Source organism: Chryseobacterium sp. sg2396, from assembly GCF_042610505.1.
GTDB lineage: Bacteria > Bacteroidota > Bacteroidia > Flavobacteriales > Weeksellaceae > Chryseobacterium.
This window is the reverse complement of sequence record NZ_JBHGAQ010000013.1, coordinates 67,128-90,215: the sequence shown is the minus strand read 5'-3', so window position 1 is coordinate 90,215 and position 23,088 is coordinate 67,128. Positions and strand designations below refer to the sequence as shown.

General features: G+C 40.8%; 23 protein-coding genes. 5 read left to right on the top strand and 18 right to left on the bottom strand.

All coding sequences use genetic code 11. The features are described from left to right. Positions 1 to 51: 51 nt before the first annotated feature. The 6 genes from ACED20_RS14255 to ACED20_RS14230 form a co-directional block, all read right to left on the bottom strand. Positions 52 to 1,401, bottom strand: a complete 1,350-nt coding sequence (locus tag ACED20_RS14255) for a DUF2235 domain-containing protein (protein ID WP_294230686.1) — start codon at positions 1,399 to 1,401, stop codon at positions 52 to 54. A 138-nt stretch (positions 1,402 to 1,539) separates the two neighbouring features. Further along, positions 1,540 to 2,217 (bottom strand): response regulator transcription factor, encoded by a 678-nt coding sequence (locus tag ACED20_RS14250; protein WP_294201458.1) that lies wholly within the window; start codon positions 2,215 to 2,217, stop codon positions 1,540 to 1,542. Beyond that, positions 2,186 to 3,019, bottom strand: coding sequence for a sensor histidine kinase (locus ACED20_RS14245; protein ID WP_294201460.1), 834 nt, complete (start codon positions 3,017 to 3,019; stop codon positions 2,186 to 2,188). Before ACED20_RS14245 ends, ACED20_RS14250 begins: the two co-directional genes overlap by 32 nt. Then, on the bottom strand, positions 2,965 to 3,573 hold the full coding sequence (locus ACED20_RS14240; RefSeq protein WP_294201461.1) for a hypothetical protein: 609 nt from the start codon (positions 3,571 to 3,573) through the stop codon (positions 2,965 to 2,967). Before ACED20_RS14240 ends, ACED20_RS14245 begins: the two co-directional genes overlap by 55 nt. A gap of 20 nt (positions 3,574 to 3,593) precedes the next feature. Further along, positions 3,594 to 4,325, bottom strand: a complete 732-nt coding sequence (locus ACED20_RS14235; RefSeq protein ID WP_294201463.1) for a hypothetical protein — start codon at positions 4,323 to 4,325, stop codon at positions 3,594 to 3,596. Positions 4,326 to 4,403: 78 nt separating this feature from the next. Next, positions 4,404 to 5,069, bottom strand: coding sequence for a DUF5715 family protein (locus ACED20_RS14230; protein WP_294238903.1), 666 nt, complete (start codon positions 5,067 to 5,069; stop codon positions 4,404 to 4,406). Between the two features lie 180 nt (positions 5,070 to 5,249). Here ACED20_RS14230 and aqpZ point away from each other — a divergent pair, with 180 nt between their 5' ends. Continuing rightward, positions 5,250 to 5,969, top strand: a complete 720-nt coding sequence (aqpZ, locus tag ACED20_RS14225; protein ID WP_378105323.1) for an aquaporin Z — start codon at positions 5,250 to 5,252, stop codon at positions 5,967 to 5,969. Between the two features lie 79 nt (positions 5,970 to 6,048). Here the strand turns inward: aqpZ and ACED20_RS14220 are convergent, their stop codons facing one another. The 7 genes from ACED20_RS14220 to aceB form a co-directional block, all read right to left on the bottom strand. After that, a complete protein-coding gene (locus ACED20_RS14220) occupies positions 6,049 to 6,594 on the bottom strand; it encodes a hypothetical protein (RefSeq protein ID WP_294201466.1) in 546 nt (181 codons plus the stop codon). Between the two features lie 141 nt (positions 6,595 to 6,735). Continuing rightward, the gene (locus ACED20_RS14215; protein WP_294238906.1) at positions 6,736 to 7,722 is read right to left on the bottom strand and encodes an acyl transferase; all 987 of its coding nucleotides are present in this window, start codon (positions 7,720 to 7,722) and stop codon (positions 6,736 to 6,738) included. Positions 7,723 to 7,870: 148 nt separating this feature from the next. After that, entirely contained in the window at positions 7,871 to 8,680 is an 810-nt protein-coding gene (locus ACED20_RS14210) for a UDP-2,3-diacylglucosamine diphosphatase (protein WP_294222817.1), read from the bottom strand. Between the two features lie 23 nt (positions 8,681 to 8,703). Then, on the bottom strand, positions 8,704 to 9,150 hold the full coding sequence (gene queD, locus ACED20_RS14205; RefSeq protein WP_378105317.1) for a 6-carboxytetrahydropterin synthase QueD: 447 nt from the start codon (positions 9,148 to 9,150) through the stop codon (positions 8,704 to 8,706). Between the two features lie 100 nt (positions 9,151 to 9,250). Next, on the bottom strand, positions 9,251 to 9,634 hold the full coding sequence (locus ACED20_RS14200) for a thioesterase family protein (RefSeq protein ID WP_294201470.1): 384 nt from the start codon (positions 9,632 to 9,634) through the stop codon (positions 9,251 to 9,253). A 98-nt stretch (positions 9,635 to 9,732) separates the two neighbouring features. Next, the gene (gene aceA / locus ACED20_RS14195; protein ID WP_378105314.1) at positions 9,733 to 11,013 is read right to left on the bottom strand and encodes an isocitrate lyase; all 1,281 of its coding nucleotides are present in this window, start codon (positions 11,011 to 11,013) and stop codon (positions 9,733 to 9,735) included. A 96-nt stretch (positions 11,014 to 11,109) separates the two neighbouring features. Further along, complete coding sequence (gene aceB / locus ACED20_RS14190; protein WP_378105311.1) at positions 11,110 to 12,684, bottom strand: malate synthase A; 1,575 nt, start codon at positions 12,682 to 12,684, stop codon at positions 11,110 to 11,112. 126 nt (positions 12,685 to 12,810) lie between these two features. Here aceB and ACED20_RS14185 point away from each other — a divergent pair, with 126 nt between their 5' ends. Together ACED20_RS14185 and ACED20_RS14180 are read left to right on the top strand one after the other, a co-directional pair. Next, positions 12,811 to 14,286 (top strand): helix-turn-helix domain-containing protein, encoded by a 1,476-nt coding sequence (locus ACED20_RS14185; RefSeq protein WP_294323014.1) that lies wholly within the window; start codon positions 12,811 to 12,813, stop codon positions 14,284 to 14,286. Between the two features lie 216 nt (positions 14,287 to 14,502). Further along, the gene (locus ACED20_RS14180; RefSeq protein ID WP_378105308.1) at positions 14,503 to 15,156 is read left to right on the top strand and encodes a ComF family protein; all 654 of its coding nucleotides are present in this window, start codon (positions 14,503 to 14,505) and stop codon (positions 15,154 to 15,156) included. 39 nt (positions 15,157 to 15,195) lie between these two features. Here the strand turns inward: ACED20_RS14180 and ACED20_RS14175 are convergent, their stop codons facing one another. The 5 genes from ACED20_RS14175 to upp all read right to left on the bottom strand — a co-directional run bounded on the left by ACED20_RS14175 (position 15,196) and on the right by upp (position 18,497). Beyond that, positions 15,196 to 16,398, bottom strand: a complete 1,203-nt coding sequence (locus ACED20_RS14175) for a cytochrome-c peroxidase (protein WP_378105305.1) — start codon at positions 16,396 to 16,398, stop codon at positions 15,196 to 15,198. A gap of 81 nt (positions 16,399 to 16,479) precedes the next feature. Continuing rightward, positions 16,480 to 16,929, bottom strand: coding sequence for a hypothetical protein (locus tag ACED20_RS14170; RefSeq protein ID WP_294201477.1), 450 nt, complete (start codon positions 16,927 to 16,929; stop codon positions 16,480 to 16,482). Next, entirely contained in the window at positions 16,922 to 17,206 is a 285-nt protein-coding gene (locus ACED20_RS14165; protein ID WP_294222399.1) for a hypothetical protein, read from the bottom strand. The genes ACED20_RS14170 and ACED20_RS14165 overlap by 8 nt, the downstream gene beginning before the upstream one ends. Beyond that, positions 17,196 to 17,723 (bottom strand): RNA polymerase sigma factor, encoded by a 528-nt coding sequence (locus ACED20_RS14160; RefSeq protein WP_294201479.1) that lies wholly within the window; start codon positions 17,721 to 17,723, stop codon positions 17,196 to 17,198. Before ACED20_RS14160 ends, ACED20_RS14165 begins: the two co-directional genes overlap by 11 nt. Positions 17,724 to 17,846: 123 nt before the next feature. Continuing rightward, positions 17,847 to 18,497, bottom strand: a complete 651-nt coding sequence (gene upp, locus ACED20_RS14155; RefSeq protein WP_294238923.1) for a uracil phosphoribosyltransferase — start codon at positions 18,495 to 18,497, stop codon at positions 17,847 to 17,849. A 121-nt stretch (positions 18,498 to 18,618) separates the two neighbouring features. On the opposite strand from upp, the gene ACED20_RS14150 reads away from it, so the two are divergent. Next, positions 18,619 to 22,539: a Pls/PosA family non-ribosomal peptide synthetase gene (locus ACED20_RS14150; RefSeq protein ID WP_378105299.1), complete on the top strand. Its 3,921-nt coding sequence runs from the start codon at positions 18,619 to 18,621 to the stop codon at positions 22,537 to 22,539. A gap of 65 nt (positions 22,540 to 22,604) precedes the next feature. Next, on the top strand, positions 22,605 to 23,087 hold the full coding sequence (locus ACED20_RS14145; RefSeq protein WP_345766444.1) for a GNAT family N-acetyltransferase: 483 nt from the start codon (positions 22,605 to 22,607) through the stop codon (positions 23,085 to 23,087). The last annotated feature ends 1 nt before the right edge of the window (position 23,088 follow it).

Genomic DNA, 23,088 nt, shown 5'->3' with positions numbered 1-23,088 from the left:
AGAGCTGCCAACTGTGGCAACTCTACACCTAAATTTAAAACTGAAAAAGTACTAACATTTATTGTAAAGACTTTCTTTTATAAGTATGGTCCGGTTCCAATGGTCGTTATTGGGAATATTTGTTCCGTATGCATAATCCACCACAGAATCTTCTATATGGTGTATTTCCGACTGTAACCTGGTCTGAGACTTATTATACTGCTGATCTGAATGCCCGGGAACATTCAGCCCGTTGTTAATGAATTCTGCATGGGCATCATCTTTGGAATGCCGAAGCAAGGCATCATGGTACAGTCCGAAATTCGCGGAGATATGGGTATAGTCTGTCAGCATTTCATAATTATAGTCCGGTTTTGTATCCGGCGACGGGTTTTGCACATATTGCTCAAGCGCATCCGACAATCCCGCAAGGCAGGGATGTTCATATTTTTCGATTTCAAAATCAGATTCCCTGAAATCTGTCCTGAAGATTTGTTTTTCTGCATTGGTCTCAGAGATCATCAGTCGGCCATAGACTTTCGGAAGCCCGTTGTACACCCAATCCCTGATCACGTAAGCCTGCGAGGAAATACCATTATGCTCTACGCCGCAATTTTCCAGCAGATTGTTCCAGATCTTATTTCCTTCAGTATCTTCCAGCGTGGCCCTGATGCTTTCCATATAGCCGAAAAGATCATGGTTTTCCGTAAAAGTCGGGGAAATATAGACCGACTGCGAGCTTTCCAGATAACCGCCTCCAATATCGGCATGGGAGCCGGGTACGAAAATTTCTTTCCACACCGAATGTTCCGTTGCATAATGTGAATCGCTTCTTTCTTTTGAATCTTCAAAAAGACCGGTAAGCGGAAAAAAATAACGGCATTCATTCAGGGCACAGATATGCAGTACCTTTTCCGTTTCCGGAAGTACGGTTACTTCATAATTGCTGAACGCTGCGGATTCTACGGTATCAAAGAGCCCGAGAAATTTTATTTTTACAGGGCTTCCGGAAAACTCCGAATATTCTTTTAACAGTTCATAGCAGAAATTTCTTGCCAGCATTGCGCCACGGCTGAATCCATAGACATAAAAATGATATTCCGTCCCTCCTTCAGCGGTCAGATTCCGGGCAAATGAGAAAGCCTTTTCCAGCTTGTCATCAGAAGAGTAACCTGATACGCCTGAAGAATTCTTGCAGGTCGCTATGGCAAAATCGTCGTCTTCGGATCCTGTAACGGTTCCTATTCCTTCTATATAAATTTTTTCATCACCGCTGAAAAGACTGAATAATTTATAGATATTGGTAATCCCGCTGTAATAGCTCTCATTATTTTTGTCTGGCTTGCGGGGAGAAGCTGCGTTCAACCCGTTGTTTCCGGTACCGTCGAAAAAGATTCCGGCAGAGATAATTTTATATTTCATTTCACTTTGTGGTTTTTATCTTGTCTTCATTAAGGATAACGAAGTGCTTTATTATATGAACCCTCCAAAGTAACGATGAAAAAAACTCTGATAATAGCGTAGAAAATACCAAATAAAAAATTCCGTATTTCTACGGAATCATATTCTTTCTAATGGGTGGATGTTATTGATAATGGCATAGATAACGATACCTACCGTGTTTTTTGCGCCGATCTTCTCGACAATCCGCTGCCTGTGGCTTTCCACCGTTCTCGGGCTGATGTAAAGCTTTTCTGCAATTTCATTGTTGGTGCATTCCTGGCATATCAGCTTTACCACTTCTTTTTCGCGGTCGGAAAGCTCATCATCCATCTCGAAAAGGGTTCTTTTCTTTGTAGGGCTGTTCATGTAGGAAAAGATCATCTGGTGATCTTCCGGCGTAAAGAAAATCCCGTTTTTATAGACCATGGTAATCGCTTCAATAAAGGCATTCCTGTTGGAATTTTTAGGTAAAAAAGCAGAAACGCCCAGCTTTACCATATAACCTAAAATTGTCGTCTTATAATGGGATGAAAGGATAATAATCTTCAGGTCGGGATATTTCTCCTTGAGTATTTCCACCAGTTCAAAACCATTCATCGGTAACATCTGTACATCTACCAAAGCAATATGAGGGAAATCTTCAGGAGCAGAATTTTCAAGGGTCTCGAGAAAATCCGGCCCGTTGTTTGCCATCGCCACTACGGAGATATCCTTTTCAGAGGAAAGCAACATTTTAACTGCTTCCAGGATCAGCTGTTCGTCATCAACTAATGCTAATTTGATCTGAGATTTCATTGTTGTACGGAATTTTAATAATTAACCGGCTGCCATGCCCTAAGACATTTTTCCATTTATGTGCCGCATTCATCGATTTTATTCTGGATTCGATATTTTTGATACCCATCCCCTTTTTCACTTCTTCATATTCAAAACTGTTCCCGTTGTCTGAGATTACAACAGCAAGGTTACCGGTATTATCTTTAATATAGATCCAGACCCGGGACGCTTCCGAATGCTTGAGGACATTCGTAGTAAATTCCTGAATGATCCGGTATAACTGAACTTCTATAAAAATTTCCTTTTTCTGAAATTTCGGGCTTACATTCAGCGATATATTGATCCTACCTGCCAGGTTGGCAATCAGCTCTTCAATATACAGCACCAGCCCTACCGATTCCAGATTCACGGGATATAATGAGTGAGAGATGCTTCTCGCCGAATCAATAAGGGAAGACATCTGCGTCGTGATATTTTTCTTAATAAGCTCATCCCCTTTGGTGTCGAGGTTGTTCAGCCATAAAGAAAGAATATTGAGACGGTTTCCTATATCGTCGTGGATCATGACCGCGATTCTTTTCCGTTCCGACTCCTGCGCTTTTATGTTTTCCAGTACGATCTGTTTCTGATGCTGAACCTCTGCCTCATACTGTGCATTTTTTTCCTTGAGAATTCTCTGGATAAAGCTTCTGTAAGCCAACAGGACAAAAGACATGATAATTACCAGAACGGCAATCAGCGCAATGAAGAAGGTAATATTTAATGTTATTTCTTTAATTTTAAAAAGGTATAAATGATGGATACGTAAAGAAAGCAGCACAGGACATTATTGATGCTCCAGATCATCCCGGCTTCTTCCTGCCCTAAATCCACAAGTTGCCTGAGAAGGAAAAACAGAAAGACCGACAATCCATAATACAGGAAAATAAGACTGTCTACCGCTATGAAACGGTCATCGACTTTTGTATTTTTAATTTCCATTAACAGTGCATAACCCGCAAAGCAGATGATGATAATGTTTGATATTACTTTTTTTACTTCATTGGCAACCATGCCTGTATCCAGCAGAAAAAAGGCGGCAAGCATTATCATCGGAACGTATAAATACTGAGGCAGCGCTAATTTTCTGATAAAAAGAATCACCAGTAAAAGAAACTCTCCCGCAACAAAATACGGAAACAGAAAGTTAAGGTCTTTTACATTCAGTACATTCATGGAAATCCGGCTCGCTGCTTCTATGAAAAAAAGAAAAATGATATAATATACATACCATTTTTCAGTATTTCTAAAATTTCTGAACCTGATAATTCCTATCAAAGCACAAACAGCAAGTAGTGCATTATTAAGATAAGCAATTACATAAAAAATACTCACAATATATTTTGGTTAAAAAATTATAAAAGCTGGCAGATTGGCGGACAAGGGTACGACCAGTCATAAGTATTTGAAGTCTTCAGCACGCTTCCTGAATTGGTAAGGTCCTGATAAAAAGAAATAAAAATAAGAGTTGGTAACACCCTCTGGTATACCTCAGAAAATTTCAGCCCGAAAGAACATACCATATGGGTAAGGCCCTCTTTCGGCGGATTAAGGTTTTCTGCGGGCACGAAAAACTTTTTGAAGATCCTTGTTCCCTGTAATTCGGAACATTCTCTGTAGAACCACATCATTCCTTCATCTCTCCAGGATTCAATGGCTTCCACTGCTTTATCCTGTTCCATCATCGGCTTATCGGCGATCGGCCAGAACATATCGGAACTGTCATCAATGGTTTTTAGCTCTTTGGAAAGAACCGCATTTTTCACAAGGACATATTTTTCTGTTTCTACCAGATTCAAGTTGGTATCCAGTTCATTAAAAAAGCTGAAAGGATAACTGTCTGAGGACTTTTTCTGCCCGTAATAATCCAACGGACAAAGGATAGCTACAAGCTGGCTCTGATATACGCCAATCTCAGCACAGAATTCATTACACTCGTTCATTCTCTTCATCCAGTCGATCTGCTCGGAATCAAAATTAAAAACATAATTGGTATGTACTGTATTCTTAATCATTTCAAAGTCGCCACAGCAATTTCCCCATTCTGCAATTGCAGCGCTACATTGTTCCCTGTTTAATGTTTCCATATTCTAAGTTTTTTATTGCGATAAAATTATATAAACTATATTACGTATGCAAGTATCTCACAAATAATTGAAAATTAATTAATAGTTTCTTACGGTAATATGAAAGCAACTCTGCTGTCTCTCTTTGATATAATAAATCTTCCCTGCATCGTTATAATATTTAAGTACCTTTTCCAGAGCACTTTCCATTTTCGGATTATATTTCAGGACATCGTTAAAGCGAACATAAGAAATATCAAAAGAATTTCCGTAATTATGAGAACTGATTCCCAGGGCAGCGTTGGAGTTCACCCTGCGCAGCCGGCACTGGTCTTCCAGTGTTCTCGTAAGGGACGAAACGGTAAAGGTATTGCCGTTTGTTTCTTTGCTGAAACGTGCCGCGATTTTTTCCAGCATCAGCTTACCCTTAGGAACCATCCATGCCCTGCTATAATCAAGTTTCTGTACGTGATACCCTTTTCCGGATTTTTTTATTTTGTGGAATTTTCCATTGTGAATATACTTTTCTACAGATTTTGAATCTTTCAGCAGCTTTATGCCAAAACTTTTCGCAGCATCCAGATGCGGCTTATAGAGTGCGGTAGGTTCTACCTTCACGATTTCCTTCAGGTCATAACAGGGAAGCTCCCTGTCAGCTTTCTGAGCATAAAAAAACGATACTAAAAACAGAATATGGATATACAGCAATTTTTTCATCTGAGAAACCGGGCAAAAAATAATACATACAGCATCTGCCTTATTCAAATATATTAATTTAAAACAAAATCATAAATTTTTATAAAAACATATAATACGTTAAAAACAGTTAATTTAAATTAGATAAATCAGTAAAATCACCAAAACCACGATAATAAAATTTGAAAAATAAAAAATAATTTGATTTATTAATTTTTGTACTTTAGAGGATTAACAAAAAAATATACGATGATGATTTCAAAAACATCCAAATTTGTCGCAGAAATGCTGGGTACCATGGTACTTGTTTTTATGGGCTGCGGAAGTGCCGTTATTGCCGGTGCCGATGGCACTACCGGAGTCGGACTTCTGGGAATTTCTTTTGCGTTCGGGCTCAGCGTAGTAGCCATGGCGTATGCAATTGGGCACATTTCCGGCTGCCACATCAATCCTGCCATATCCATTGCTATGGTGGCCGCAGGAAGAATGAAAGCCGACGAGGCGGTCCGGTATATTATTGCCCAGATTCTTGGAGGAATAATCGGTAGCGGAATCCTGTATATTATTTTCACAGGACATCCCGGCGCTGAAATGAAACCATGGGCATTGGGTTCCAATGGCTGGGGAACGGGCTATCTGGACCAGTACAATACGCTTTCTGCATTTGTGGCAGAATTTGTATTTACCTTTATTTTTCTGATGGTTATTTTAGGAGCTACCTCCAGTAAGAATATCAACGGAGGTTTTGCCGGCCTGGCTATCGGTTTTTCCCTGGTACTGATTCACATTGTAGGTATTAAAGTAACGGGAGTTTCCGTAAATCCGGCGAGAAGCATCGGCCCTGCAGTATTCGCAGGCGGTGAAGCCCTGAGCCAGCTATGGCTGTTTATTACAGCTCCCGTTCTGGGAGGTATTGCTGCCGCATTTACCTATAATTCCCTGATTGAAAGGCCGAAAAAACAAGCATAGATCAAGCAACATCACTTATATCAGCCTTAAACAGGCTGAAAATGATCCATAAAGAAATCCTGTTTAAAACAGGGTTTCTTTATTTCGCTTTTTTAATCTCAAAAGGACTCCTGAAAATAAGTTCCTCATGTTTCCCTTTGATTTCCAGTTTTTTCTGCAGGAGGCTCAGCGCCATTTTCCGGAGAAAAACATCTTTATCATTAAGCTTCCAGTACGAATCTTCGTGAACACGTTTCGGTTCCCGGATCCTATAAAATTCCGTATCCCAGCGATCAATGTTATGATAAAATTCGATAATCCCACAATGCAAAGGGATCAGGCTATGATCTACCATCCCCATTGGCAACAGGAAACTGAATGCATTGCAGATATAGTCTCCGCATGAAATTTTATCGTGTTTCAGAAATTTTTCCCCCGTATTTGCGTTGGTATATGATTTTTTAAAGTCGTTCTTAAAATCGCTTTTCGAGAGCTTAATCTCGATTTCATGGCTGAAACCCTCTGCATTCACCAGCAGAATATCGGCTTCCCAATCGGCCTGAAAATGATTGGTTAAAACAATCTCCTTCTCAAAATCACACTGAGAATGGATGAACGCATGCACCAATTCTTCTATTTTTAACACTTTTGCTTTTAATTAATTTAATTGATTACCCTTTTAACGGAGAATTTCCCTATTTCTTTTATCTCCCTCACACTTCTACATAACTCTTCTACTCCCGATCACTCCCACTATCAAACACTCTCACACTCAAACAACATTACTTCAACTCACCAGCAGACTACACCCGCGGATGTCCGAATGATCGATCCTGCCCAGTACCTGGAATTTGGATCCGGCTGTTTTTCCCAGATCCTGTGTAGCAATGAACGAACAGGAATGAATGTTTGCCAGGTCAATAATATTAATGGCTCCGGTACGGCCTTCATTTTCATAGCTGAAAGGGTCTTCTGCATTCCGGATCATAATCTTCATCCAGTTCGGGCATTCATATTCATTGTTCCCTAATGAATACGCCTGCGAAAGAAGCTCGGTCATCGAATATTCCGAATAAATTGTATTGGTTTTAAAACCTTCCTGCAATATTTTCAACAGTTCGTCTTTGGTCATTTCCTCTTTTCTCCCCTTCATTCCGCCGGTTTCAATAACAGTTATGTTTTCCGAAGCAGCCAGCGATACGCCGCTTTGCATGGAATTACAGAAGTCTATAAAATCCAGCAGGGCAAAAGAAACACCGAAAAGAATTACTTTTTTGTCACCCAGCGTATTTAAAAGATTAAGAAGATCTTCGTGGTTATACAGGAAGTAACCATTCTCAGGTCTGCCCGATTTCTTCATCAGATAATCGACCATGTAAATCAGTGAAGAATTCTGTCTTTCCAGGTAGCTTGGCAAAAGCCCGAGAAAAATAAAATCTTCCGGCTTGCCGATAAACCGTTCAAAACTTTTATAAATGCTTTCTTCATAAAGTTCAGGCTTAGCAATGAAATGTTTTGAAAGATTCATCTTTGTGGTACCCGAACTCTGAAAAAACAGATCTGTGGCTGAATTTTCATCTAAAATCAGGTGATTTTTAAACATTTCGATCGGCAGAAACGGGATATTCTCCAAACTTTCCACCTTATCCGGATCAATGTTGAGATAATCCACAAAACGCCTGTATACCTCAACATTTTCATACTGGTAAAGGAATGTATCGAGTGCTGCCGTTAAAAAATCCCGCTCTGTCTGTATGCTGAATATTTCTTCCACTTTTGAATATTTTAACTTTATTATCTCATTATGAGTAAATTAACAAAAACAAATCCTGTTTTAATATTTTTTTAATAATTAAATTAAATTTTGGTCGGCTTCTTGTATTGAACTCTACAGAATATGGATTAAAAACAAGAATGTATTATCATTCGAAGATTACCTCTTTTTGAGGTAATTTTTTTGTGCCTTCCCCAAAGGTCTTCAGCTCAAAATCCTGTTCGAAAACGCCATAGGTAAAGTAGGTAATCCAGTCTCCCAGGTTAATGTATTTTGCTTTTCCCTCCAGATCCAGGATCATGGGAAGATGGCGGTGCCCGTAGATAAAATAATCAATAGGCTGGGTTTTGAGCTTTTCTTTGGAATAAATAATTAAAAATTCCCTGTCTTCACCCAGGAATTCTTTGTCTTCATCTCCCGAAATCATTTTATTTTTCTGCGACATGTATAAGGCGATCTTCATGGCAATATCGGGATGCAGCCATTTAAAAAACCACTGCGCCACCGGGTTGGTAAAGACCTTTTTCATCCTTTTATACCCTTTATCGCCCGGACCTAACCCGTCACCATGTGCCAGTAGAAACTGTTTTCCGCCCATTTCAAAGTACTGCTTTTTATAAAAAACCGTACACCCGATTTCATCTTCCAGGTAATCTTTCATCCATAGATCATGGTTTCCCACAAAAAAATAAATGTGTATCCCACGGTCTTTCAGTTCGGCGATCTTTCCCAGCACCCGGACGTAACCTTTCGGGATCACATGTTTCCACTCGTGCCAGAAATCAAACAGATCTCCCATTAAAAACAGCACCTGTGCATCATGCTTGATCCCGTCCATCCACCGGATGAAACGCTCTTCCCGCATTTTGCTTTCCTTTGGGGTGGGTGCCCCGAAATGCTGATCCGAAGCGAAATATACTTTTTTTCCAGGTTCCAGGTTGATGGTTGTCTTTAACACCTTCTGAATTTTTGTTGAATAAGTTACTGATTATCCTCTGCAAACCACTCTCCGTAAGAGTTTTCGGTTTCATGAAGCTTTAAGTAAGCCAGGGAAATCCCTTCCGGCAGCTTCGATTTTATTTTTGCTACGATGGCATACAACATATTCTCGCAGGTCGGCTGAAAAGTACAGTAGATCACTTTGTGCCCTTTTCCTTCCAGGTCTTCCCCCAGTTCGCGGTGCGGCGAAAGTCCGTTGATAAGAACGGCATGGTCCCAGACATCTACAATCTCAGACTTTACGATACTTTTGATATCTCCAAAATCCACCACCATCCCATTCTTGGGATTCTCCAAATCATTAACCGGCTTTCCTTTCACCGTTACAAACAGTTTATAGGAATGCCCGTGCATATTTTTACATTTCCCGTCGTAATTGTACAGTACGTGAGCGGTTTCGAATGTAAAAATTTTTGTTATACGTATCATATTGCAAAGATAGGGAATTTGGTTTGAGTTTCGGTTTGCTTAATTATCCGTCTTCAGCTCGGGAAACTATTAACTTTAATCATGAATTGCTATACAATAATCACAGTTTATCCAGCCAGTCACTTTCCAGTCTTTTAATTTTCTTTGTTTCGGCATCTACCAAAACCCACAATGTGGTAGAATCCACAACCAACTGATCATTACAGTAAAACTCCACTTTGCGGGGCTGACGAATTCCTTCCGGCGATCTGGGGTAGGTTTTTACCGTAATGATATCATTAAGATACACCTGCTTTTTATACTGAATATGGTGATCCAGGAGCATCCAGATATCGTTGGGGTATTGGGTTTTATGTTTTACAAAATCCCAGTGTTCTCCGGCAATTTCTTCTACCCAATGAACATACTGGACGTTGTTCACATGATTGTTTCCATCAATATGCTGCTCTGTAACCCGTATCTGTTTTTCAAAAATCAAACTCATTTCCTTCAAATATACATTCAAAATTAGCACATAAAAAATAAAACCTTCCCAAAATCGAGAAGGTTCTAACAATTAAATTTAATTAAAAACGGAACTTTTTAGTGAAATTGTGCGGTTTCCGTAGAATCTTTCATGGCAACCGTTGCGGAAGAACCATTAGTAACAATATTCTGCACTTCATCAAAATAGCCTGTACCTACAAACGACTGGTGTTTTACCGCACGGAAGCCTTTTTGCTGCAACGCAAACTCGCGCTCCTGCAATTCAGAATATCCAGCCATTCCCTTTTCTTTATAAGCCAAAGCCAGCTCGAACATCGCTGTATTTAGCGCATGGAAGCCTGCTAAAGTAATAAACTGGAATCTGTACCCTAATTTCGCCAGTTCTTCACTGAAGTTCTGCATTTCTTCAACGGAAAGTCTTGCTGCCCAGTTGAAGGATGGAGAACAGTTGTACGCCAACATTTTGCCCGGAAATTTCGCATGAATGCCTTCTGCAAATTTTCTTGCCTGCTCCAGATCCGGATTAGAGGTTTCCATCCAGATGAGATCTGCATATGGCGCATAAGACAAACCCCTGTCGATTCCCTGCTCCACTCCGTTTTTCACGATATAAAAACCTTCGGAAGTTCTTTCGCCTGTTACAAATTTTTTATCTCTGTCGTCAATATCGGAAGTCAGCAAATCTGCTGCATCTGCATCTGTTCTTGCAATAATTAAACTTGGAACACCCAAAACGTCCGCCGCCAAACGCGCAGAAATTAACTTATTGATGGCTTCCTGCGTAGGAACCAAAACTTTTCCGCCCAGGTGGCCGCATTTTTTAGCAGAAGAAAGCTGGTCTTCAAAATGCACTGCCGCTGCTCCGGCTTCAATCATCTGTTTCATCAGTTCATACGCATTTAAGTTTCCGCCAAAACCGGCTTCTGCATCGGCAATAATCGGAACCAGATATTCCTTTTCGCCGCCGCCGTTCACTGACTGGATCTGATCTGCCCTCAATAAAGCATTGTTGATTTTCTTTACTACCGAAGGAACCGAATTTGCGGGATACAATGACTGGTCAGGATACATTTCTCCGGATAAATTGGCATCTGCCGCAACCTGCCATCCGGAAAGATAAATTGCCTGCAAACCGGCATCCACTTCCTGAACAGCCTGATTTCCGGTTAAGGCACCAAGTCCTGCAACAAAATCCTGAGTGTTCAGTAAATTCCAGAATTTTTCAGACATTTCCGATGCAATGGTGTAATCGAGTTTATAGGAACCACGAAGTTTTAAAACATCTTCTGCCGTGTAAGGACGTTTAACACCGTTCCAGCGTGGGTTTTCAAGCCAGTCTTTTTCGATCTCCTGAATTTGTTCTTGTCTTGTTTTCATACTATTTTTGTTTAGTTAATTGTTTGGTTGATTGATGATTGATAGTTATAATCAGATTGAACACTAAAACGCTCCCATTCTCATTACTCTCCTACTTTAAATAAAAGGATACGCTTTTAAGGTTAAAAATTCTTCAAATTTTTCGCAGAAAATCAGTTCATTGAAAAGTTCTTTGGCAAGATTGAATTTCCCTTTCCGGAAGCGTTCTTCGCCTACATATTTTTCAATTCTTTCGAGTTCTTCAAATTCCCACTGAAGAATCATTTCTCTGGTTAAAGTGCGGTCGTCATTTAAAACAGCATCATTTTTCAGCCATTGCCAGATTTGCGTCCTGGAGATTTCAGCAGTTGCCGCATCTTCCATGAGATGATAAATTGCCGCGGCTCCCGTTCCCATTAACCAGGATTCGATGTAGAGAATTCCGACGTTGATGTTTTTCCGGACGCCCTTTTCTGTGATTTCTCCTTTGGGAACTTCCAGCAGATCATTTTCGGTGATGTAGTATTCAAATTTTTTATTGATCTGATTTTCGGAAGGCATATATGTATCAAAAATATCTTTAGCCACGGAAACCAAAGCAGGATGAGCCACCCACGTTCCGTCGTGTCCGTTTTTTACTTCCCGTTCTTTATCGCTTCTTACTTTGCCGAAGGCAATGCTGTTTGCTTCATAATCGTTTTTAACAGGAATCTGTGCTGCCATTCCTCCAATCGCGTGAACATTTCTTTTGTGACAGATTTCGATGACGCGTTTTGAATAAGCATTCATAAAAGGAGACGTCATGGTTACCTGATCTCTGTCCGGAACAATAAACCGGGGAAGATTTCTGAATTTTTTAATGAAAGAAAAAATATAATCCCATCTTCCGCAGTTGAGTCCGGCACTATGGTCTTTCAGCTCAAATAAAATTTCGTCAAGCTGAAAAGAAGCGGTGATTGTTTCTATTAAAACCGTTGCTTTAATGGTTCCCTGCGGAATTCCCAAATAATTCTGAGCAAAGACAAACACTTCATTCCACCATCGGGCTTCCTGGTAATGCTCTAATTTAGGGAGATAAAAATACGGACCGGTTCCGTTTTCCAGTAACTGTTCAGCATTTCTGAAAAAATAAATCCCGAAATCGATTAATGACGCCGAAGCCTGTTCGCCATTAATTTCAATATGCTTTTCATTCAGATGCAAACCTCGCGGGCGAACTAACAGGACAGCCGTCTTTTCATTTAGCTGATAAGATTTTCCCTGCTCAGTTGTAAAATCTATCCTTTGATTTATAGCATCAGAAAGATTTAACTGACCTTCCATACAGTTTTTCCAGGTCGGAGAATTGCTGTCCTCGAAATCCGCCATAAAAGTAGAAGCTCCGGAATTTAAAGCATTAATAACCATTTTCCGGTCGACAGGCCCTGTAATTTCTACTCGTCGGTCGAGCAAATCTTCCGGAAGCGGGGCGCAGGTCCAGTTTCCGTTTCTTATTGCTTCTGTTTGCTCTGAAAATTTCGGGAGAATTCCTTTATCAAATTCCCTTTGCCTGATTTCCCTCTCTTTTAAAAGTTCTATTCTTTCCGAATTAAAATTCTGATGAAGCTCTACCAAAAAATCGATCAAATCATTGGTAAACGCTTCTTCAAAATTTTGCTGATCGTTGATTTTCAATTGAGTTCTGGTTTGCATATCATTCTTATTTTGTAATTCAACAATACAAACATAAATAAAAATTTTCACAAATAGCGAACGTTCGCTAAATTTATTTAAAAATTATTATGCGAATAATCGCTTCTAAATATTTATATTTGAATTATGAATTCGGACAGCGACTTTATTAAAACGGTTTTCGGGCTGAAACTGAAACAGCAGAGACAGAAGAAAAACTGGTCTTTGCAGGATCTTGCGGTAAAAACAGGATTATCGAAATCTTACCTTAACGAAATTGAAAACGGAAAAAAATATCCGAAGCACGATAAGATCATTCAGCTTTCAGAAGCACTGAACTGCACTTTTGACGATCTGGTTTCCACGAAACTGGACAAAAGCCTAACGCCTTTTAACGAGATTCTTCAGTCTGATTTTTTCAAAGAGATTCCTCTGGACCTTTTTGGGATCAATAAAAATAATCTGATCAGCATCATCAGCGACGCGCCAAAGAAAGTAACTGCTTTCATCAATGCCCTGATTGAAATTTCACAAAACTACAATCTAGGAAAAGAAAGATTTTACTTTGCTGTTTTACGTTCGTTTCAGGAACTTTATGATAATTATTTTCCTGAAATTGAAGAAAAAGTTCTTCTTTTCGCTCGGGAAAACGGATTGCAGATTGACAAAAATCTACAGGCTGATGCGCTGGAAAATATTCTGAATGAAAAATTTAACTATCAAATCCAGTCAGCGAATTTTGAGCAGTACGGAATATTGGATAATCTGCGGTCGCTATTTATCCCTGAAAAGAAATTATTGCTCTTGAACGTGAAATTAGAGAAAGACCAGAAAACATTTATTCTCGCGAAAGAGATCGGGTTTAATGTTCTGGAACTGAAAAGCCGTCCGAATACCTATTCGTGGCTTGATTTCGGAAGTTTTGAAGAAATATTAAATAATTTTCATGCTTCCTATTTTGCCGGAGCCCTGTTGATTCCAAAACAGAAAACCATTGAAAAAACCTCAGAATTTTTCCTGCAAAACGAATGGAACCCTCAGCATTTTGAAAACCTCATCGAAAATTTTACGAATTCTCCTGAAACTTTTTACTATCGCTTGACGAACATTCTTTCCTCTGAACCGGGAATAAAGGATTTGTTTTATTTATGTTTGGTTAAAAAGAAAAACTCCGATAAAATACAGATTTTAAAAGAGTTACACCTCAATCATCAACAAGCTCCTCATGCGAATGCAACCAACGAACATTATTGCAGAAGATGGATCGCCGTGAAAAACCTTCACCATTTAAAAGATAATGAAACGTTGACAGATGCCCAGATTTCGCATTACAAAGATCAGGGAATCAGTTATCTGGTGATTTCCACTTCACAGAAAAATCCTTTCTCGGACGGAAGCAACAGAAGCTATTGTCTGGGAATTTTACTGAACTCACAGACCATCAAAAAAATAAATTTCATCAAATCTCCCACTCTGAAAACCATTAATGTTGGAGTAACCTGCGAATCGTGCAGCATTGCAGACTGCGAAGTAAGACAATCGCCACCGATCCGTCTGGAAAAGGAATATTTTAATTCAGGAATGAAAAATGCGATTGAAAAAATCAGGAAAGATCTGTTGTAAATTTTCTCAAATTTTTAATTCTTCCCATTCTTTTCATTAAAAATGATTATTTTTATACAGCAAGGGATAAAAGATTTTAATCGAACGCTGAAATTCCAAATATTTATTTATAATCCTGATCTTATTTTTATTTTTGGGGATACTTACTTCATTCAGCGAATACAAAATCTGCATATTCCTGCAATAAAAATTTTATTTTAGTTATTCAATTCGCAAATGATGCTGGATATTTTATTCCCGAACCGATGTATTTCGTGCAACAGAATTATCGAAGTCAATCTTTTGGTCTGTCCGCTTTGTATGGAACAGATACGTTTCACCCACACCGGATATTCCGAAGACAGTTTCATGAAGCAGAGATGCAAGCTTCTTTTTCCTGTTGAAAACGCTTTTGCCCTGATGAACTTTGAAAAGGAGAATGTGAGCCGCAGCATAATCCATGATTTAAAGTACAGAAACCGGGAAAACATCGGAAAAATACTGGCAGAGTGGACCGCCGGCCGCCTCGATTTCCGATACGGAAAACCTGATCTGCTGGTTCCCGTTCCGCTTCATCCTAAAAAGCTGAAAGAACGCGGATACAATCAGCTGCACCTTTTTACAGAAATCCTCTCATCATTTTATGACATCCCTTTTGATCATGACCTGATCAGAAGAAACCATTACTCCAAAGCACAGGCCTTAAAGGACAAACAGCACCGGTTGGAAACAGGAAACACCTTCTCCATAACTAAGAACATTTCCGGCAAGCATATCCTGCTGATCGAGGATGTGTTTACCACGGGAAATACCCTCGCTACCATTGCCTGGGAAATCCTGAGTGCCGGAAATAATAAAGTGAGTGTACTGGTTATGGCAATAGATGAATAAAAAAGCTGCTCTACAAAGAACAGCTTTAGGAAATTGCAATTATTTAAAAGGATTGCTCCATTTTTTGTTTGTATAGACATCGCTCCCGGAAAGTGTTTTCAGAAAAGCGATTATGGCATTTGTTTCCTGTGCCGTCAGATTAAGTTTCTGGCCGTTTCCGTTAGGTGCCAGACGAGGGTCGAGATTTGTATTTCCTGGAGCAAGATTAATATTGGCGTAATGCCCGATTACCTGCTGGAGGTTCGTGAAATTCCCGGTATGCATAAACGGCCCGTTTTCTGTACCGCTGCCGTTGGTTACATTCCTTAAACTCGGCGCTTTTGTATTGGTGATATCGATTCCCGTACCACTGATTTTACCGATGATGCCGTTATTTTTAGAGTTCGGGTCGATATCAAATTCGGGCGCTGCATGGCAGGCCGCGCATCCAAGTCCTCCTCCCGTTCGGTTTCCCGAAGCATCAAATACCGGAGGGGCCAGAAATAAATTTTTTCCCTGATTTTCCTGTGCCGTAAAATTGGCAAATGGTTGCTGGTCATTGGCACTCGCCGCTCTCCCTGCATCATATCTGGAGTCGAATGACTGGATGCTCCTGATAAACTGCGCCAACGCATTCTGGATTCTTGTCTGTGTAACAGCAGCATCTCCGTAAACATATCTGAACATTTCCTGATAATACCGGATGTTCTGCAGTTTGGCGATCAGATCCTGAAGGTTACCGTCCCCGTTTATTCCGCTAAAGCCCATTTCATTATGATCCTGGATCGGAAAAGTAGTCTGTGCTTCAAGATTTGCTGCCCGTTCGTCCCAGAAAAATTTCATTTCATTACCAAACCTGGCATTCACCAGCCTCATGGCGTGTCTTCCCGTATTCCCGTTTACCCCTACACTTGCCACAACATTATCCCCGAAAGCCAATTCCTGCTTATGACAGCTTGAACAGGAAACGGTATTGTTTTTTGATAGGTTTTTATCATAAAACAGCATTCTTCCTAACGTAGCACCTTTGTCCGTAATAGGATTTCCCATCGTATTATCCCTGGTTATGTAAAAGGGTTTCGGCTGATTGGCATAATTCTCAAGACTGCTCAGATTAATATTGGATCCGAAAGCAGCCAGAATACCCGGATACTCATCCTGGGCAACAGGCTTTGTTTCGTAAACATCGTTGCCTGAACAGGAATATACCGCCACTGCAGCAAAGAAAGCAGGAACAAGCCATGATTTTAAGTTTTTTTTCATAAGGGGTTTTTAGAATATTTAGTTTAAAAGCTTTTAATTTCAAAATCACCTGAACCCGGAAAATAAAAGCGGAATGTTTTTTCATCGTTCATGTGGAGGTTTCGGTTCCGGAGCAAACAGAGATTCAAATTCATCAATAAGATGATCGAAAGCCTGTACCTGATCAGGACGGCAAATTTTTCTGATATTCTGAAAATGTTTAAAATTTATTTTCTCAGTTTCCATGCTTATCTTTCCAATCTGCTGAACCAAAGCGTCTCCATTTTTCTGATCTTTATTTTTTAATAATGAATAATACTGCGTTTTAGCATCCATCAATTCGTGTTGCTTTTCCATCATCTGCATTCTGTGCTGCCGGATCAGCCCGTCATATTGCTGTACCTGATTTTCATCAAAATGCAGCCTTTCAATAATGAGGTTCCGTGGGCCTTCATGATGTGGAGATCTTGCAATGAGTATGAAGACCAGCAATAAAAGATTGGAAATCAGCAAACCGATGATTATAAAAATATAAAACCTGTTCTTAGTCATAAGAAAAAGCATTTTGTGATTTCATCATGAATAATGTATCAAAATCTGATCTTGAAGAATATTTTGCGTTTTGAATAATTTTAACATTAAGACTGATCAGCATAACAATTATCGCTGCAGCTGCAAAAATCCATTTTGAAGAGACAATATCTCTCTTCTGTTCCTGAATTTTACCGAGAACCTTTCCGTACAATTCTGCAGGAGCCTCAACGCTCTGAATTTTCTCTAATATCTGCAACTGATCTTCCATTACATACTTAGACGACTTATTTTCCATATTCCTTCTGTTGATTTAGTTTTTGAATAAGATTTTTTTTAGCCCGCTGAAAAAGGGATTCTACTGCTTTCCGGCTGAGATTCATAATTTCTGCGGTTTCCTGCTGCGAATTTCCTTCAATTTTCAATAAAATAACAGCAGTCTTCTGATCATCAGGGAGCAGATTAATGCAGCTGAAGATTTTCATAACCTCCTCCTTCTGCTCCAGAACAACACCGGGATGATTGAAATCCACAGGTTCATTCGGTACGTTTTCCTGTTCAGAACTTCTGAACACCCCGAAAAAAAATCTTTTTTTAGAATTTTTATGTTTAAGAAAATCCAGCGATGTATTGACCGCAATGCGGTAAATCCATGTTTTTAAAGACGACTCATTCTTGAAGCCGTCCAGTTTATGGGATACTTTCACAAAAACATCCTGAGTTATTTCTTCAGCATCCTCCGTATTCTGGGTATATTGCAACGCGAGGTTATACACCATTTTCTGATACTGATAAAAAATAAGCTCGAAATTCATATCTCAGTGTTCATTTCGGTCACTTTTTATCTTAGACGAAAAAAAACACTTTTTCCTTCGGTCTTTTTAATATCAATAAAAATAGCAGAATTCCTTATACAAAGAATATGGCCGGCATAAAATTTACCGCTGCAGCTTTTCCCCGTAGCTTAAATCCCCGGCATCACCCAATCCGGGAGTGATATAACCTTTTGAAGTTAATTCCTCATCAATGGCACCTACCCATATTTTGGCCTCAGGATACGCATTGGCAATGGTTTCAACACCCTGCCTGGAAGCAATGGCTGCTACAATATGGAGAGATGACGGATTTCCGTTCGTCAGCAAATCTTTAATAGCCTCGATCAGCGAGGCACCGGTCGCGAGCATCGGATCTCCGACGATCAATGGCCTTCCTTCGATGTCCGGGCATGTAAGATAATCCTGTTTGATGGAGAAATAATCGTTGGCGTCGTGTTTCCGGTAAGCAGCAACGAATCCGCAGTCTGCCCTGTCGAAATAGTTCAGCAACCCCTCAAACAAAGGAACTCCCGCTCGTAAAATGGTCGTGATTACCGGCTGTACTGCAATTTCTTTTACTTTGATTTTATCCAAAGGTGTCTGAATATCCGCTTCCCGGTATTCCAGGGTTTTGCTGATCTCGAACGCTGCGATCTCGCCTATTCTTTCCATATTTCTTCTAAAACGCATCCTGTCCTGCTGCACCTCAATATTGCGAAGCTCATTGATCCATTGGTTGACTAAAGAAAAGTCCTGTGATAAAATAGTAAGCATGAATATCTTTGTTTGATTTTGCAAAACTACAATTTACTTGCGGAACATAAATACAAATACAGTATATTTATCATGTACTTTACCATTAAAGAAAATAGCCAAAAAGCATAAATATCTGCCAATGATGAAAAGTTTGATTTTAGGAAAAATATGTCCTGAATTTATAAAAGACGAAACACTCCCTCAGCTCTTATCCCCTGTTTTTAAACAGTATAAAAATAAAACAGCTTTTATCTACAAGGATAAAACACTTACTTACGGTGAGCTTGACAGCTGGAGCAACGCCATTGCAAGACAGCTTCAGCAGGAAGGCGTAAAGCCCGGCGACCGTGTCGGCGTATGGTATCCGAGAAGCCTGGAACTTCCGGTTTGCATCCTGGGAATTTTAAAAGCCGGGGCCGCATACATCCCTCTCGACCGTGAAATGCCCGAAGACCGCATTAAGAAAGTCTTTACGGATATTGAGGTTAAAACTTATTTTTCCGATACCGATGCACACATTCACTGCAATCCGATCAGCATAGGCTCTCAGCCGGAAGAAACCGTTCCTGCCGTTCCGGTACATAATACGCCTGATGACTGGGCGTATGTGCTGTTTACATCCGGAAGTACCGGGAACCCAAAAGGCATCCCGATTTCCCATCGTAATATCTGCCACCTTATCCGTTCCGAAGAGGATTTTATCGGAATAAAGGATACGGATATCGTCTATCAGGGATTCTCCGTGTCTTTTGATATGTGGTGTGAAGAAGTATGGGTCAGCCTTTTTTCAGGTGCCACGATCTGGATTGCCGACTCCGTTACCGTAAAGGCCATCGATGAACTTAGCGATGTTTTAACTCAAAATAAAATTACGGTGCTTCATGCAGTCCCAAGTATACTGGCGATTATTGATGAAGTTCCCCATATCCGGCTGATTAATACCGGCGGCGAAGCCTGTACCCGGCAGGTACAGGAAAAATGGGCAAAACCGTACCGTACCTTTATCAACAGCTATGGGCCCACGGAAACCACTGTATCTTCCAATATGGCGGTTCTTACGGCTGACCAGGAACTGACGATCGGCGGGCCGCTGCCCAACTATCATATTGCTGTTGTTGACGAACAGATGAATATGGTTCCGTGTGGTGAACGGGGTGAAATGATTATTTCCGGCCCCGGAGTCAGCAACGGTTATTTTAACCTTCCTGAGCTTACAGCACAGAAATTTCTGCCCAATCCTTTTCCCGAAATGCCGGGAGAGACCATTTATAAAACCGGAGACGCTGTGGTGTTCCGGGAAGACGGATTTATCGACTTCCAGGGAAGAATCGACGATCAGATCAAGCTCCGCGGCTACCGGATCGAGCTTGGTGAAATCGAATCGAGGCTGAACCAGCTTCCCGGCGTGTCTTCTGCGGCGGTTGCCGTGAAAGAAGATGCCAATGGACAGGGGCAGCTTGTCGGTTACACAGTGATGACCCAGAATTCTTCTTTTGACGAAGGAAGAATGCGGAAAGAAGTGGCTAAATTCCTGGCCCCTTATATGGTTCCGATCGCGATTATCGATATGAAAGAAATGCCGCGAATGCCGAGCGGGAAAATAGACCGTAAAAAATTGCCACTTCCGGAAAGTTTCACTGTTCATCAAAAAACCGAAGAGATTTCCATAGATGCGGGGGCTTCCATTGATGAAAAACTGCTTCAGACGCTTCAGTGGGTGTTTCCCGGTAAACCGATCAGTTTAGAACAGGATTTCTTTACGGATCTGGGAGGCCATTCCTTACTCGCGGCTACTTTGGTTTCTCATTTAAGACAAAAAGCTGGCATTCCGTATGCTTCTTTAAAAGATATCTATGAAAACCGCCCGCTTTCGGCTTTTGCGGAATGCCTCAGCCATAAAAAACCCGGTGAGAACCATCAGCAAGAGCCTTTCAAACGGGTCTCTACCTTACAGTATTATCTTTGCAACGCTGCGCAGACCCTTTGCCTGTTCGTGATTTTTTCATTGCTGAGCTTCCAGATCTTTTTCCCGTACCTGAGCTACTATTATTTTCAGCTGAATGATTACGGAACCTGGTTTGCCCTGCTCAGTGCAATTCTTCTGTATACACTTATCCCTCCTGTATATTCACTTGTGATAATAGTAGTAAAATGGTTGGTAATCGGGAAAATTAAAGAAGGAGATTATCCGCTCTGGGGCTGGTATTATTTCAGGTGGTGGCTTTGGAAAACCGTTAAAAGGCTGATGCCTTCGGAATTTATCGTTGAAACGCCTTTATATCCGAAATACCTGAGGCTGCTCGGTGTAAAAGTACATCCAAGCGCACAGCTGAGCCTTCTGCCTATTGCAGCCGAAGACCTTGTAACGATTGATGAAAACGTGAACACCAGCTCCGGATGCAGCATCGACAATGCTTCCGTAGAAAACGGAATCCTGAGAATCAGAAAAGTACATATTAAAGCACACGCCTATCTGGGCTCTTCCGCGATTGTGTGTGGTGATACGGTGATTGACGAGTTCGGCGAACTTCAGGATCTGAGCTGCCTGAATGAAGGGAAGAGAATCGGCTTCGGCGAAGTATGGAACGGCAGCCCTGCGGAGAAATTAAGAATGAAATCCGGGGAAGAACTGGAAGCCCCTAAGCTTTCTTCCGCCGGAAAAAGGAACCGGTTTGCCATGCTCTATGCCTGTTCCCTGTTTTTCTTTCCGCTGCTTATCGTATTGCCGCTGGCTCCTACCCTGTATACGCTGTATTATCTTGACGAGCAGTCACCGGATTACAGCTTTTACTATTTATGGCAGGCTCCGATACTTTCTGCCGTGTACATTTTATTATTCATTCTCATTGTCAGCCTGGTAACAAGAGCATTACAGTATAATATGAAGCCGGGCGTATATCCGGTGTTCAGTTTTACCTATTACAGAAAATGGGTGAAAGACCAGATTTTTAATTTGTCGCTTGTGGTGATTCATCCTATCTTCGCTTCGGTATACATCAGTAAATTTTATAAAATGATGGGCGCGAAAGTCGGGAAAAATTCTGAAATTTCTACGGCAAGCGATGTTTCCCACCATTTACTGGAAATCGGTGAAGGTTCCTTTATTGCCGATGCCGTGATCCTGGGCGAGCATGATGTGAGAAATGAAAAGCTGATCCTGGAAAGGACCAAAATCGGAAACAACAGCTTCGTAGGGAACAGCGGACTGATTCCCCAAGGTTATGAACTGGGCGACAATATGCTGATCGGGGTGCTGAGCAAGGCTCCTACGGAAGAACAGCTTAAAAATTCGCAGGAAAAAGACTGGTTCGGATCTCCTCCGATCGGACTGCCTTCAAGACAGAAATCAGAAGTTTTCAAAGATAATCTTACATACAATCCTCCTGTAAAGCTGAAAATTGCAAGAGCACTGGTGGAAGGCATCAGGATTATCCTTCCCCAGACCGTGGTTATTATCTGCAGTGTTTTGTTTGTAGCTTATACCAGTAAATTTATGGAAGGAAGAATTCACCACTTGCTGTTGTTTTCACCATTTTATTATCTGGGAATTGTAGCACTGCCAAGCTTCTTTTTTATGGTGCTGCTGAAATGGATTTTTGTCGGGAAATATAAAAAGTCGGAAATGCCGATGTACAGCCTCAAAGTATGGCTGAGCGAAGGGGTTACCACCTTTTATGAAGCACTTCCCGTACAGTTTTTCCTGGATTTCCTGCGGGGCACTTTGTGGCTTCCGTTTTTCATGAGGTTCCTGGGGGTAAAGATCGGTAAAAAGGTATGGCTGAACACGACCGACATTACGGAATACGATATGGTTTCCATCGGTGATGAAGCCATGCTGAATGAAGACTGCGGCCCGCAAACCCATCTTTTTGAAGACCGGATCATGAAAATCGGGCCGGTAAAAATCGGTAAGCAGACAACGATCAATACAAGAAGTATTATCCTTTACGATACGGAAATCGGAGACCATGTGACGGTGGATGCACTGTCGCTGGTAATGAAGGGAGAAGTTTTATCAGACAATACGTCGTGGCATGGAAGCCCTGTAAGGGGGAAATGAGTAATAGGCAATGAGTAATAAATGATGATTGATGATTGGTTTTAATGATTATTTAAATGTAAACGATGGAATATACAATCCGGAAGATCAATATAAAAGAAAATCTTTCTTTGGTGGATGAACTGGTGGGCGAACTTCACCTTTCGGAAAAGGAAATGAACAGCCACACTGCCGACTGGCCGCTGATCCGTGAAAATTACCTTCGCTTTATGAGCGAATGTGAGGAAGAAAACAACGGCACTTTTCTGATCGCTGAGACAGAAGGCCGTGCCATCGGTTTTATTTTTGGATATATCGATGAAAATGATGACAGTAATTTTGAGCTGGGTGATGCTGACGATCTCTATGTTTCGGAAGGATATGTGAAGCCGGAATACCGTAAGCAGGGGATTTATTCCGCACTCAACGAGGCTTTTGAGACGGCTTATAAAGAGGATGACATCAGGCGGATCTACCGTTTTACTTTATGCAACAACCATACGATGCAAAGCTGGCTTTCAACACAGGGCTACAGTCCGGTACGGATGATGTATGAAAAATGGCTCTGAA

Excerpts from the sequence above, each read along its gene's own strand:
- ACED20_RS14255 (WP_294230686.1), bottom strand. The coding sequence starts at position 1,401 with ATGAAATATAAAATTATCTCTGCCGGAATCTTTTTCGACGGTACCGGA.
- ACED20_RS14200 (WP_294201470.1), bottom strand. The coding sequence starts at position 9,634 with ATGAGTTTGATTTTTGAAAAACAGATACGGGTTACAGAGCAGCATATT.
- aqpZ (WP_378105323.1), top strand. The coding sequence starts at position 5,250 with ATGATGATTTCAAAAACATCCAAATTTGTCGCAGAAATGCTGGGTACC.
- ACED20_RS14150 (WP_378105299.1), top strand. The coding sequence starts at position 18,619 with ATGATGAAAAGTTTGATTTTAGGAAAAATATGTCCTGAATTTATAAAA.
- ACED20_RS14235 (WP_294201463.1), bottom strand. The coding sequence starts at position 4,325 with ATGGAAACATTAAACAGGGAACAATGTAGCGCTGCAATTGCAGAATGG.
- ACED20_RS14180 (WP_378105308.1), top strand. The coding sequence starts at position 14,503 with ATGATGCTGGATATTTTATTCCCGAACCGATGTATTTCGTGCAACAGA.
- queD (WP_378105317.1), bottom strand. The coding sequence starts at position 9,150 with ATGATACGTATAACAAAAATTTTTACATTCGAAACCGCTCACGTACTG.
- ACED20_RS14170 (WP_294201477.1), bottom strand. The coding sequence starts at position 16,929 with ATGACTAAGAACAGGTTTTATATTTTTATAATCATCGGTTTGCTGATT.
- aceB (WP_378105311.1), bottom strand. The coding sequence starts at position 12,684 with ATGCAAACCAGAACTCAATTGAAAATCAACGATCAGCAAAATTTTGAA.
- ACED20_RS14185 (WP_294323014.1), top strand. The coding sequence starts at position 12,811 with ATGAATTCGGACAGCGACTTTATTAAAACGGTTTTCGGGCTGAAACTG.
- ACED20_RS14175 (WP_378105305.1), bottom strand. The coding sequence starts at position 16,398 with ATGAAAAAAAACTTAAAATCATGGCTTGTTCCTGCTTTCTTTGCTGCA.
- ACED20_RS14145 (WP_345766444.1), top strand. The coding sequence starts at position 22,605 with ATGGAATATACAATCCGGAAGATCAATATAAAAGAAAATCTTTCTTTG.
- upp (WP_294238923.1), bottom strand. The coding sequence starts at position 18,497 with ATGCTTACTATTTTATCACAGGACTTTTCTTTAGTCAACCAATGGATC.
- ACED20_RS14250 (WP_294201458.1), bottom strand. The coding sequence starts at position 2,217 with ATGAAATCTCAGATCAAATTAGCATTAGTTGATGACGAACAGCTGATC.
- ACED20_RS14160 (WP_294201479.1), bottom strand. The coding sequence starts at position 17,723 with ATGAATTTCGAGCTTATTTTTTATCAGTATCAGAAAATGGTGTATAAC.
- ACED20_RS14165 (WP_294222399.1), bottom strand. The coding sequence starts at position 17,206 with ATGGAAAATAAGTCGTCTAAGTATGTAATGGAAGATCAGTTGCAGATA.
- aceA (WP_378105314.1), bottom strand. The coding sequence starts at position 11,013 with ATGAAAACAAGACAAGAACAAATTCAGGAGATCGAAAAAGACTGGCTT.